This window comes from Paenibacillus marchantiophytorum, assembly GCF_014640555.1.
Taxonomy (GTDB): domain Bacteria; phylum Bacillota; class Bacilli; order Paenibacillales; family NBRC-103111; genus Paenibacillus_E; species Paenibacillus_E marchantiophytorum.
Genome location: NZ_BMHE01000007.1, coordinates 49,053 through 62,117, shown reverse-complemented (window position 1 = coordinate 62,117; position 13,065 = coordinate 49,053). Strand labels below are relative to the sequence as shown.

Below are 13,065 nucleotides of genomic sequence, written 5' to 3'. Positions count from 1 at the left end.
TGTAATGGCACATTTGGTATAGAAAATGCTCCATTTGGAGATTGAGCGGTCATGTCTTTTCAGCGATGATGAGAGGAGACAACAACCAATCGTATTCTTAAGTATTCTTAATCCGGAGGGATTTATATGGCAATTTTAAAAGCAAAAGATAGACAGTTCTTACTAGATGGAGAACCTATTCAGCTGATATCGGGAGCGATTCATTATTTCCGCGTTGTACCGGAATATTGGGAAGATCGTTTGCTCAAGCTGAAAGCTTGCGGATTCAACACAGTCGAGACTTATTTGCCCTGGAATTTGCATGAACCACAGGAAAATGTGTTTAATTTCGAGGGACTTGCCAACGTAGAGAGATTCGTCCAACTTGCTGGCGATTTAGGGCTGCATGTCATTGTGCGGCCGAGTCCCTACATTTGTGCAGAGTGGGAATTTGGCGGGTTGCCGGCATGGCTGCTGCAAGATTCGAACATGAAATTCCGCTGCATGGATGCGCGGTATTTGCAAAAAGTGGATCGCTACTATGATGAGCTGATTCCCCGGTTGACTCCATTGCTGAGTACGAATGGCGGGCCTATCCTGGCCGTGCAAATCGAGAATGAGTACGGCAGCTACGGCAACGATACAGAGTACCTGACTTATTTAAGGGATGGCCTGATTAAACGAGGTGTGGATGTTTTGCTGTTTACCTCAGATGGCCCTGAGGATGGCATGCTGCAAGGCGGCACAGTCCCCGGTACATTGGCGACAGTCAATTTCGGCTCTAAGCCGGAAGAAGCGTTCGAGAAATTCCGTGAATACCGCGGAGATGAACCACTTTTTTGCATGGAGTATTGGAATGGTTGGTTTGATCACTGGTTGAAACCGCACCATACGCGGGCTGCTGATGATGTGGCTGATGTGTTCGACCGTATGCTTCGTGCCGGCGCATCTGTGAATTTCTATATGTTCCACGGCGGAACCAACTTCGGTTTCTATAATGGAGCCAATTATCATGATAAGTATGAAGCGACAATTACGAGCTATGATTATGATTCGCCATTATCCGAGTGCGGGGATGAAACGGAGAAATACAGGGCTATTCGCACCGTAATTGCGAACTATTTGGGCAAGAATGTAGAGGATTTCCCAGTGATGCCTGAGCCAATTGCAAAGAAAAGCTATGGACACATTGCGTTGACTGAGAAGGTGGATTTGCTCCATCATTTAGCTGAGCTTTCGGAGCCTGTGAAGCGAACGTACCCGGAGCCGATGGAGAAACTCGGTCAAGACTATGGCTTCATTGTGTATTCGACGCAGGTGTCTGGACCACGCACGGGCGAGATGCTTCGCCTGCAAGAAGTTCATGATCGCGCACTTGTTTTCTTGGACGGCGTTTATCAAGGTGTAGTAGAACGATGGGAGGAACATCCACTTCCACTGGACATTCCTGCTGGCGGAGCGAAGCTGGATATTCTCGTTGAGAACATGGGACGTGTTAATTATGGCCCGCAATTGAAAGATTATAAAGGCATTACCGAAGGTGTGCGGATGAATAATCAATTCTTGTTTGATTGGACGATATATCCACTCCCGCTAGACAATCCGGCATTGATTCCTTTTGGGCGCCAAGCGGTAGAAGTTGAAGGACAGGCCCGTCCGACTTTTTATCGTGGGGAGTTCACGGTGGAAGAGGCTGGGGACACTTTTGTTCGTTTGGATGCCTGGTCCAAGGGTGTGGTGTGGATCAACGGGTTTAACTTGGGACGTTATTGGGAAAAAGGGCCTCAAAAGACGCTCTACCTGCCAGCGCCATTACTGAAAAAAGGCCGCAATGAAATCATCGTGTTCGAATTGCACCATACGGATAAGGCGGTTGTTGAGTTGGTAGATACACCGGATTTAGGATAACACGGCAGCGATCAGCCGGGCGATATGACCATATTCTGGGGATGTCGGGGTCCAGGCGTTGCTGCAAATGCCGATCTGGTCGGTCTGACGATTATAGACACGGCAGCCGTCGCTTTGCATGCACTGGGGCTCCCTATTCCCAGGGATTGGGATGCCAAGCTGCCTGAAGGCTTGTTTAGGGGATGTTGCACATGCTTGGCAGCGGCATTATGGAAGGACAGTCGAGGAAACTCGGCTGTTCTTTTTTTTACAGCGCGGGGTTGATCCAGTTGCCTCGCGCGGAGGTGAGGGAACTACAGTAAGCTATTCGGGCCAAAAGTGCCATTATTGCGGGGGTGTGGGAACTACAGGACGCTATTCTGCTGTTTCATGGGTAATTCAGCGCTTTTGGCGGAAATAAGACCCTGTAGTTCCACTAATACCCCAGTATCCCTGCTATTTGCCAAAATAGCGTCCTCCAGTTCCCTTAACAGGTTTTGTCGCTAAGAAGAGACTGATCTCTCAGAGCGGCGAAGCCGTTTTTCTTATTCGATCCGGGTAAATAGGACAACAGAAGGTGCTTATTTCTTTCCCGATCACGATGGTGGGAGAGTAATGGGGAAATGAGTAATTGGTGGAATGAAATGGTGGAGTTAAATAGATGGAGGCAAGAACGCTGAGAATATGCAGCGCTGTTTCTTCTCACGCCCATTTTGCAAACGTCAGCGCCTCCGGCTGAATAATGTGCTCAAGAGAGGAGTGAGGTGATGGCTGAAATTAGGATTGCCGCGGTCGGGGATTTACTGATGAAAAGTGAAATCATTGCTTCATGCAAGCAAGCCGAAGGCTATGCGTTTGATGCTATTTTGGAAGAGGTTAAACCAACTTTCATGGCGCATGATTTGACGATAGGCAATTTGGAAACGACCTTTTCGGGCAAAAGGCAGTTAGGCGCTTTGGGGATACGTCCCAAATGCAATTGTCCGAGAGAACGACGAAATCCGAAAACCGGCTATCCGGTTTTCAATTGCCCCGATGAATTTGCAGCAACGTTGAAAAACACGGGATTTCATGTGGTCACCACGGCAAACAATCATTGCATGGATGGCGGCATTAACGGACTCAAGCGCACCTTGCGTATCCTTGATCAACAAGGCCTTGCGCATACAGGGACGGCACGTTCCATGAGTGAAGCGAAGAGGCAGCTGATTCTGAAGGTCAAAGATGTGAAGGTCGGCATCTTGGCCTATACCAAAAGCACCAATGCGATCCCCGTACCGCAGCGCTGGCTTGTGAATCGTCTGGATCCCAAGATCATGGCAGCGGATATGCGCGAGTTGAAAAATAAAACGGATTTCATCCTAGTATGCCTTCATTTTGGCAAGGAGTACCTAACCTCCCCGTCGCGTGAGCAGAAGCAGTTAAACCGATTTCTGTTCAAACAAGGTGCGAATGTGGTTGTGGGGGCACATCCTCATGTCCTGCATCCGGTGACGCAGAGTGTGATGAAAGACATCTACGGTCAGGTGCGAACGCGAGTCGCGGCATCGTCTCTGGGGAATTTCGTATCGTCAAAGCTGACGAAATCTACGAGTACCATCGAGGGATTGATTTTGTCGTTAACTGTAACCACAAACGAAAGGGGCGTAGCAGACATCAGTAAGGTGGAGCAAATTCCCACGATCGTAGAGCGAAGCAAGACGGGCCAGACGAGGTTTGCAGTTAGATATCGGAACGGGGGAAACTAACTCGGTTCTGAGTTCTAATTGTGGTCAAGCCTACGAAATACTCTGATACTTATTTGGTTCTTATTAATGTGAGTTTTTAGTGAAATAAAATCAATTTTCACTGATAAAAGGTTTGACAGTGGTTTTATTATGACTTAACATAGATTATATGAACCAGATATATACCAATAAAAAGGAGGGTACCGATGAAATCAGTGATTTCCCTGAAAGGTAAAGTTGATGTTATAGATGTAGTCGAACCATCCAGCGCTGTGAATCATGTGCGCGTTGAGACCCTCTATTCCGCGATTAGTTCAGGTACGGAACTGCTGCTCAAAAGAATGATGAATGAAGAGCCGATGCAGCTTGGCTATAGTGCGATGGGCATCGTTCGTGAGGTGGGGGAAGGTGTTACGCACGTCAAGGCGGGACAACGCGTGGCTTGCTATGGCGCGCCATTTGTTAACCATTCCGAAGTATTGGTCGTGCCTAAGCATCTTGTTACGCCAATACCCGAGACTTGCAGCTCCAAAGAGGCCGCCTTCGTCGGACTCGGAGCGATTGCCATTCATGCGCTGCGCCAAGCTGACTTGCGATTAGGTGAATCCGTCGTTGTGGTCGGACTTGGCATCTTGGGCCAAATCGTCTGTCAGATCGCAGATGTTTCTGGCAATAGGGTCATCGGGCTTGACTTGTTAGCCGAACGCTGTGCCAAGCTCAAGGAAACATGTGCCGCCCACGTATGCGCTAGTGTAGAAGATGTCAGCAGTGTAATTGAATCAATCCAGCAGCACCAAGGTGTAGATGCCGTGATTTTATGCGCCAGTGGAGCTAATCCCGGCATGATTGATCAGGCGCTGCATTGGATTCGCGACAGGGGGAAAGTAGTTATTGTCGGCGATCTCAAAATGGACTTCAATCGCGAGTTGATGTTCGCCAAAGAGGCACAGGTGCTTATCGCGCGTGCTGGCGGTCCAGGCAGATATAATGAGAGTTACGAGAGCAACGGGGTTGATTATCCGATTGGTTATGTACGCTGGACAGAGGGCCGCAACATGACGGAGTTCATTCGCTTGTTGGCGGAAGGAAGAATCGTTATTCAATCTTTAATTACCCATGAAATTTCTTTATCTACGATGGTAGAGGCTTACGATTTACTGCGTGAGTCTCCACGGGATGTGCTAGGGGTTCTCGTAAACTACGGGAAGGAACTCATTACGATCCCCAGTACGAGTTAATCACCCTTTATTTTTGCGCAAAAGGTTGAATGAGGTAGGGGAGCGGTTTCCCCTACCTCTTTTTGTCGCTTTTTGGCAGCTCAGCTTTTGCTTATTTTCTTGCCTGAATGCAAGCAACATGCGAGAATAAGGATTGGAAAAAAAGACAAAAGAGGAGTCCTTGCAGCATGATGCACTTGAGTTTAGAAATGATGATCTTCGTCATCATCGGTGGTTTTCTCGCCGCCTATGTGGATTCCGTTGTGGGTGGAGGAGGACTCATCTCCGTACCGGTTTTGCTAGCTGCAGGACTGCCGCCGGCGGTGGCCTTGGGGACTAATAAACTGGCAGGCACTATGTCATCCCTGACCAGCACCATTTCCTTTATGCGATCAGGCAATATTGATATAAAAGCAGTCAAGGGCTTGTTCGTATTATCCCTGCTCGGCGCTGTGAGCGGTACGATGGTACTGCGTCAGATTCCGTCTGATTTCTTGAAACCATTGGTGGTTGTTATGTTGATTCTCATCACGATCTATACCACCTTCCGCAAAAATTGGGGGACAACCTCATCGTTCCGCCAATACTCGACGAAAACCGCGGTTTTAATGGGTGGCGCCGCATTTGTTCTGGGTTTTTACGATGGTTTCTTTGGCCCTGGCACCGGGTCTTTCTTAATTTTCGTCTTTCTGATGCTTGGGTTCGATTTCGTCAAAGCGGCCGGCAATTCCAAAATGCTGAATTTCGGCAGCAATATCGCTAGCTTGGCGACTTTTATGGTACTGGGATCAATCAATTATGGCATCGGCATTCCCATGGGGTTAGCGATGGTTGGTGGTTCCTTCTTAGGCTCGCGTATGGCGATTCGCAAAGGAACAGCTTATGTACGTCCCTTGTTTCTTACAGTTTGTATCATCCTGATTGGGAAGCAGATTTGGGATTTAATATAGGGCTCAGCATAAAAAGGAATCTTTGAGGTTGCGAATTGACCGAGGGTTATGCTATGATTTTTCCATCATGTTTTTGAAGGAGGTGAAGGTAGGATGAATCGAGAGTCTGTAAACAATCGTGTGAGCCAGTTACCCATTTCGATGGCTGGCATCGTTCATGCAGCATTCAAAGACGGGAGAAGTCTGTCCAATTATGCTCATACGGTATTACAACTCACGAAAAGACACCTACCTTAACCTCGAACGGATCCATTCGAAAGGTCGTAGGAATTTTCCTGCGGCCTTTTTTTATTGGCTGATGGTGGGGGATTAGGGTCTTTCCGAAACTTAGGAGGATCCCCATATGTTAATGATAAATGGTCAACATATAAAGAAATTTCACGGTGCCCAGCTCGTACTGGAAGACGTCACTTTCGAAATCCATCAAGGAGATCGAATTGGATTAGTAGGTCGCAACGGTAGCGGGAAATCAACATTGCTGCGCCTGATCGCCAAAATGGAAAAGCCTGACGAAGGTCAATTAACCGTGCGCAAAGGCACGAAGATTGGCTACTTGGCGCAAATTCCCACAGAGTGGGAGAATGGCACGGTGTATGATGTGCTGGCTGCCAGCTATCAAGAACTGATGAAGTGTCAGCAAGAGATGACTGAGATAGAGCAGCAAATGGCAAGTGATGAAGCGGTCAACGACCCCAATGTGCTGGATCAACTGCTCCAACGATATGCGCATCTGCAGGAGCGCTTCGAAAGGGAAGGCGGGTATGAGATGGACGCCCGCATCGACCAAGTGGCGAATGGGCTGCGTATTGCTCGCGAGTTTTACGAGCGGAGCTTCGGGTCGTTGTCCGGAGGGGAGAAGACGAAGGTCACCCTCGCCTCGCAGTTGATCGGGAAGCCGGATTTGCTTCTGCTCGATGAGCCTACGAATCATCTGGATTTGTCCGGCGTCGAATGGTTGGAGGAGTATCTTGCTCAGTATGAAGGGGCATGCTTGGTTGTTTCCCATGATCGCTATTTCCTGGATCTGGTAGTAACGAAAATCATCGAGCTGGAAGACGGGGAGTCAGCGATTTATTTTTCCTCGTATTCAGGGTTTGTGCGGGAGAAAGAGATCAGACTGATGCAGCAATTTGCTGATTATCAGGAGCAGCAGAAGGTCATCAAGAAGATGAAAGAGACGATTAAGAAACTGACAGAGTGGGGCAAAGTCGGAGACAACGAGAAATTTTTCCGCCGCGCGGCGTCGATGCAGAAAGCACTAGACCGGATGGAGAAGCTCAAGCGGCCAGTCCTTGATCCTAAGGCGGCTGAGTTTGGACTGAAGCTGGATGACCGCTCCGGTCGCAGAGTTGTGCGTCTGGAAGAGGTGGATAAACGTTTCGGCGAGAAAGTGCTGCTGCAGCGGGCGAATGGTTTGCTCCAATATGGCGAGAAAGTCATGCTCGTAGGACATAACGGTTCAGGGAAAACAACGCTGCTCAAGATGATTCTCGGTGAAGAGCAGCCTGATCGCGGACAGCTCGAGGTAGGTGCGCGAGTGGACATTGGTTATTTGGCGCAGCAAGCCTATCCTGAAGATAACAAGAAGTCGGTGCTCACGTACTTTTGTGAAGAAGCACGGCTGGAGGAAGGCGAAGCTCGGGGACGCCTGGCTGCTTATTTATTCTATGGAGCTGATGTTTTCAAAGCGGTCAGTTCACTCTCAGGAGGCGAGTGGACGCGGCTGCGCCTGGCGCTGCTAGTGCTGCGCAAGCCGAATCTGCTCATTTTGGATGAGCCGACCAATCACATGGACATCGCCTCTAGAGAGGCATTGGAAGATGCGCTTGACGAATTCCCAGGTACGGTGCTCACTGTGACGCATGATCGATATTTTATGAATCGGCTGTCGCAGAAAATATGGGAGCTGGATCAAGGGCGTATCACCGTCTTTGTGGGGAGCTTCGACGATTACAGAGAGAAGAGCGCTCGATTGCGTGAGGATACGTCAAATCATGGAAGTGCCAAGGCCAGCGCAAGCATGACTGCTGCAAGCGGGGACAAAACGGAGTCGGTGGCTCGGGAGAAGCCACAGGGCAGCTCCTCCGTGTTCTCACGCGAGAAGTTGGAGCGACAGATCGCCGATGGCGAAGCGCGATTGAACGATCTGGACCAGCGGCTGGCCAGCAGCGAAGCCTCGGATGAGCTCAGCCAGCTGTGGGGTGAACGAGAATCGGCGCAGCAGGTGCTGGATTTGCTCTACGAGCAGTGGCTGCACATTGAGGAGTAAGGGAGAGCAGAGGCGGGAGCTGGGTGAACGCTGGAGGTGGGTGTCTGGGCGAAGCTGGAGGTGGGTGTCTGGGCGAATTTGGAGGTGGGTGTCTGGGCGAAGCTGGAGGCGGGTGTCTGAGCGAAGCTGGAGGTGGGTGTCTGGGCGAATTTGGAGGCAAGTGCCTGAGCGACCCATGGAGCCAGATGCCTTTTGCATGAGCGGCGTCTCAAAGGGATCGTAGATCCGTTATTTTGGCGGGAATCGCGCAAAATGGCGCTTCTGCGGAACGTGGTTCCGCTATTTCACTGTGCTACGCCCAGAAAAGCGCGGTTTGTATGAAAAAGCGAATCTACGATCCGCGGGAATGCTAGGAGAGGCCGATTTGTCACAAATAGCGAATCGACGATTCCCCTGGCTGTTCTTCCCACCCAAAGCCTCCCTTACCGCACATTTCAACTCTCAACCGACTTCTGTTGCTCATTACACCACTAAATAATCAAGTGCTCCATTGGATATTTCCAATGAAATCAGCTTGAAGACGGTTGAAATCAACCTTTGATTGGATATTTCCAATGAAATCAGCTTGAAGACGGTTGAAATCAACCTTTGATTGGATTTTTCCAATGGTTTTACTTGAAATCGGCTCCCAAGGGCCAATTTGGAGATTTACATTGTATTTATCCAATGTAATCGGGATTTTGATTGTGAAATAGAGGATTTCATTGGATTTTTCCAATGAAACTGCCTATCTGGCAGCGCAGCTTCCGCAAGCGCGGAACGTGGTTCCGCTATTTCACTGTGCTACGCCCAGAAAAGCGCGGTTTGTATGAAAAAGCGAATCTACGATCCGCGGGAATGCTAGGAGAGGCCGATTTGTCACAAATAGCGAATCGACGATTCCCCTGGCTGTTCTTCCCACCCAAAGCCTCCCTTACCGCACATTTCAACTCTCAACCGACTTCTGTTGCTCATTACACCACTAAGTAATCAAGTGCTCCATTGGAGATTTCCAATGAAATCAGCTTGAGGACGGTTGAAATCAACCTTTGATTGGATTTTTCCAATGGTTTTACTTGAAATCGGCTCCCAAGGGCCAATTTGGAGATTTACATTGTATTTATCCAATGAAATCGGGATTTTGATTGTGAAATAGAGGATTTCATTGGATTTTTCCAATGAAACTGCCTATCTGGCAGCGCAGCTTCAGCTAGCGCGGAATAGGATGACTCTACTCATAGACGTGCTGCCATACACAGATGCGCTATCGCAGCACAGACGTACTGCCACGTATAAAGACGTGCTATCGCACACAATTGCGCTATCGCAACGGCATTAAGGCTGTCCCGTAACTAGGGGTAGCCTTTTGCCGTTCTCGCTGTGAGCCAAGCGCCTCAAACATGGATCCACTGCACTGGGATCTCGACGCGCTGCGGAGCGTGCTGTCCACCAAGCTGCTCGAGCAGTAGCTTAACGGCGGAGAGGGCCATTTGCTCTTCATCCTGCAAAATATGCGAGATTCCCGGGATTTCCGGATCATCGAAGGAAACCAGCTCGATGTGAGGGTTTAATCCCTCCTCCTGATGCAGGGCAAGATGGGTATGCCGTGCCATCTCTGCGGTCAGAGCGAAAACAGCTGTGATGTTAGGCTGCTGGCGCAGGAATTTGACAATATGCGCATAGGTATCGCCAGTTCGAAGGGTGCGGATAGGAACGTGGCACCATAAGCTTTTATCAATCAGCATGTTGCCGTCGATATAAGCTTTCTCAAAGCCATGCGTACGATCCTCGATCGTCGTGTTCGTATTGTCGGGTGAGATGAGCGCAATTTGCTGATGCCCCTCGCTGAGCAGGTTGGTAATCGTCTCGTACGCGCCGCCCCAATTATCGGAGGTAATCCGGTAGGTATCGATATTCCGCAAGTAGCGGTCGATGAAGACGAACGGATATTTATCTAGGGATAAACGCAGCAGCGATTCATTGTAGCTCTCATCCTCCGTAGGAAAAACGATGATGCCGCGGACACCATGCGTCTGGGTCAAAGCCTGAACAGAGCGGGACTCTTCCGATGACGATTCACGTGTAATATGCAGCACAAGCTGGCATCCCGCCTCTTTGACGTAATATTCGATGTGGTCGACAAGTCGCTGAATGACTTTGGTTTTTATTGTAGGGATAATCAGACCTATACAGGTAGGCGAATTGGATGCGATAGTGCGACTGTTCGGATCAACAATGAATGAGGAAGGCGATGCCGATACGAAGGTTCCTTTGCCTTGAATACGAGTGACAAGCCCTTCATCGAGCAGGATGGCGAGTGCAGTTTTGACGGTTGTTTTGCTAACCATAAACTGATCCATAAATTCCTGCTCGGAAGGAACGCGGTCTTTGGGACGGAGTTCTCCGGTTAAAATTTTATCTTTAATGGAATGGTAGATTTGTTTATAAAGAGGAACTTTACTCATGCGTATCACCTGATTCATCTAAGTCGTAGGTTTATTGTCTCAGTAATGCTGCAAATGCTTATTATGCTATAATCCCGAAAATTTCATGCGATTACCTTGGAAGCTTGGCGCGTGCGATAGATTAGCCCTTGTCCTGAAGCCTCTGCCTCAACTTTCGTGAGGGTAGGGGCTTTTGTATGGTCCGGGACATGAATCTGCCATCGTTCTGACATGGATGTGGGTTAGCGGATTGTGTTAAGCTAAGAGTACTTTATGAAGGAGGCGATTGCTGTGATACAAGTATTCCCGGCGCATACGCGCAACTCAACCGATTTGGGTTGGTTGAAAAGCCATAAGAATTTCTCGTTTGGCGATTATTTTGATGAAGAGAACGTGGGATTTGGTGTAATGCGAGTATGCAATGATGACGATATTGCCGCAGGACGGGGATTTGGCCCACATCCGCATAGCGATATGGAGATTGTCAGCATCGTGCTCAGCGGAGCGATTAAACATGAGGACAGCCTAGGGCATGTTGCGGTCACTGCGGCGAACGGCGTTCAGCGAATGTCAGCGGGCAGCGGCGTCATTCATGCCGAGTACAATGCATCGGAAACGGAGCCGATGAGTCTGTTCCAACTGTGGTTTATGCCCGAGAAACGGGGGATGGAGCCCTCTTTTGAAAATGTGACGTACGAGCCTGAGGCCATGATCAATGCGCTGCTGCCCGTAGTTACGCCTGAGGGTGGCGAGCACATCGCCAAGATTCACCAAGATATGAGCATTTATCTTAGCAAGCTGGATGCCGGGAAAGAGCTTGTTTTCAACCAGGGCGAGAATCGCCGCATTTTCCTCATGGTCATCAGCGGAAAGCTTGCAGCCAATGAGACTGTGCTGGAAACGAAAGATAGCGCGCGTATACAAGCAGAATCATCTGTCGCTATTCGTGGTGTGGAAGACACGCATTTCATGTTAATTGATCTACCCTAATCGGTTGAAGAAGGAGGCTGCGAGTAATGAAGGAAGTCTTTTTGGTGAAGCATGCGGTAGGCGGTCGAGCCTTTATTGATACAGGTAAACATCCAGTTCCCTATGTGTGGAATAAAATCGACGATCACTGGGTTTTTACGGTACAAATAGCGCGAGAAGAGGACATCGCTGAGCTTTTGAAATGGAAAAATGAGCTCAATGTGTTTGTTTTTCAAGAAATCGAGAATGAACCTACGAAGAAAATTTGGTTTTATGCCGGGGATGATTCGGTGCATTATTCCGCAGACAAGGGCGAGTTGACGATTGTAGCCACTTCACAAATCATCTACGTGCCTGAGCAATTCAGCGCACAATTGTAATTACACAAATAGGAAGCAGCAGGGGCTAGGATTCTGCGAGAGCTTCCATGGCTAATGGATAGGAGTCCTACCAATGAAAGTTCAGGATCAACTGCTGGAGAAAGCTGTCCCGTTTATACAAGAATGCTATGCCGAATTGGGCAAAAGCGAAGCTGAAATCACTGCCCGTCTCGCTGAGATAACGGAGGCGATCCACCGCCAAGGTCGTTATGAGCAAACCCTGCAAGAACTTGAGCATGGGGCCAAAATGGCTTGGCGCAACAGCAATCGCTGCATTGGGCGATTGTTCTGGGAAACGCTCAAGGTTCAGGATGCGCGCCACGTTGAGACCGAAGAGCAGATGGCTGAAGCGCTTCTTACACACATTGATTTCGCTACGAATGGCGGTAAGATTCGCCCGGTAACGACCATTTTTCCGTCTGACGATGGCAAGGGAGAAGTGTTTCGAATCTGGAATGAGCAGCTAATTCGCTACGCGTGCTATGAGACAGAGGAGGGCTTGGTTGGCGACCCAGCCTCACTGGCACTGACGAAACAATGCCAGGCTCTTGGCTGGCAGGGAGCGGGAACGCCTTATGATGTGCTGCCGCATGTCGTGCAAATCGGCGAGAGAACGCCCCGATGGTTCGAAGTGCCAAGCAGCTTAATCATGGAAGTAGCTATTACGCATCCAGAGATAGAGGCTTTTGAGCAGCTGAAACTGCAATGGTACGCTGTGCCTATCGTTTCCAACATGCGTTTGGAGATTGGCGGCATCTCTTATCCGGCTGCGCCATTCAACGGTTGGTACATGGGGACAGAGATTGGAGCCCGCAATTTCGCTGACGAAGCCAGATACAACATGCTGCCTAAGGTCGCTGCCATTATGGGACTGGACACAAGACGCGATGCTTCCTTGTGGAAAGATCGCGCACTGGTGGAGCTAAACGTAGCTGTGCTGCACTCCTATCAGAAGCAAGGCGTGGCGATCGTGGATCATCATACCGCAGCGAAGCAGTTCCAACGCTTCGAGGATAATGAAAAGAAGACAGGCCGCGAGGTAACGGGCGACTGGACTTGGTTGATTCCGCCGCTTTCGCCGGCTACGACGCATATCTTTCATCATGGCTATAACAACGAAGTGAAGCTGCCTAATTTCTTCTACCGGACGGAGTCCGAATAATCCGCACAAAATTGTAGAGCAAACCTAGCCGTTAGGCAAGGTTTGCTCTATTTCCTATACGGGAAGAGGGCCGCAATCCGCGGAAGGTTGGATATGCCGCCA

At 49.4% G+C, this 13,065-nt stretch carries 11 protein-coding genes; 9 read left to right on the top strand and 2 right to left on the bottom strand.

Features of this window, described 5'->3' with window-relative positions:
* Window positions 1-126: 126 nt before the first annotated feature.
* From IEY34_RS09495 to abc-f, 6 genes are all read left to right on the top strand, one after another.
* Window positions 127-1,887, top strand: coding sequence for a glycoside hydrolase family 35 protein (locus IEY34_RS09495; protein ID WP_189010714.1), 1,761 nt, complete (start codon window positions 127-129; stop codon window positions 1,885-1,887).
* A gap of 746 nt (window positions 1,888-2,633) precedes the next feature.
* Window positions 2,634-3,614: a CapA family protein gene (locus IEY34_RS09490; RefSeq protein ID WP_189010712.1), complete on the top strand. Its 981-nt coding sequence runs from the start codon at window positions 2,634-2,636 to the stop codon at window positions 3,612-3,614.
* 185 nt (window positions 3,615-3,799) lie between these two features.
* Entirely contained in the window at window positions 3,800-4,831 is a 1,032-nt protein-coding gene (locus tag IEY34_RS09485; RefSeq protein ID WP_189010710.1) for a zinc-dependent alcohol dehydrogenase, read from the top strand.
* Window positions 4,832-4,998: 167 nt separating this feature from the next.
* Complete coding sequence (locus IEY34_RS09480; protein ID WP_189010708.1) at window positions 4,999-5,760, top strand: TSUP family transporter; 762 nt, start codon at window positions 4,999-5,001, stop codon at window positions 5,758-5,760.
* Window positions 5,761-5,853: 93 nt separating this feature from the next.
* Window positions 5,854-5,997, top strand: a complete 144-nt coding sequence (locus IEY34_RS09475) for a hypothetical protein (RefSeq protein WP_189010706.1) — start codon at window positions 5,854-5,856, stop codon at window positions 5,995-5,997.
* Between the two features lie 106 nt (window positions 5,998-6,103).
* Window positions 6,104-8,029: a ribosomal protection-like ABC-F family protein gene (abc-f, locus tag IEY34_RS09470; RefSeq protein ID WP_189010704.1), complete on the top strand. Its 1,926-nt coding sequence runs from the start codon at window positions 6,104-6,106 to the stop codon at window positions 8,027-8,029.
* A gap of 478 nt (window positions 8,030-8,507) precedes the next feature.
* Here abc-f and IEY34_RS09465 read toward each other — a convergent pair whose 3' ends face one another.
* A complete protein-coding gene (locus IEY34_RS09465; RefSeq protein ID WP_189010702.1) occupies window positions 8,508-8,747 on the bottom strand; it encodes a hypothetical protein in 240 nt (79 codons plus the stop codon).
* Between the two features lie 655 nt (window positions 8,748-9,402).
* On the bottom strand, window positions 9,403-10,473 hold the full coding sequence (locus tag IEY34_RS09460; protein ID WP_189010700.1) for a GntR family transcriptional regulator: 1,071 nt from the start codon (window positions 10,471-10,473) through the stop codon (window positions 9,403-9,405).
* A 270-nt stretch (window positions 10,474-10,743) separates the two neighbouring features.
* Between IEY34_RS09460 and IEY34_RS09455 the strand changes: the two genes are divergently transcribed.
* The 3 genes from IEY34_RS09455 to IEY34_RS09445 all read left to right on the top strand — a co-directional run bounded on the left by IEY34_RS09455 (window position 10,744) and on the right by IEY34_RS09445 (window position 12,963).
* On the top strand, window positions 10,744-11,442 hold the full coding sequence (locus tag IEY34_RS09455; protein ID WP_189010697.1) for a pirin family protein: 699 nt from the start codon (window positions 10,744-10,746) through the stop codon (window positions 11,440-11,442).
* Window positions 11,443-11,468: 26 nt separating this feature from the next.
* The gene (locus IEY34_RS09450; RefSeq protein WP_189010695.1) at window positions 11,469-11,801 is read left to right on the top strand and encodes a hypothetical protein; all 333 of its coding nucleotides are present in this window, start codon (window positions 11,469-11,471) and stop codon (window positions 11,799-11,801) included.
* A 73-nt stretch (window positions 11,802-11,874) separates the two neighbouring features.
* Window positions 11,875-12,963, top strand: coding sequence for a nitric oxide synthase oxygenase (locus IEY34_RS09445; RefSeq protein WP_189010694.1), 1,089 nt, complete (start codon window positions 11,875-11,877; stop codon window positions 12,961-12,963).
* Window positions 12,964-13,065: the final 102 nt, after the last annotated feature.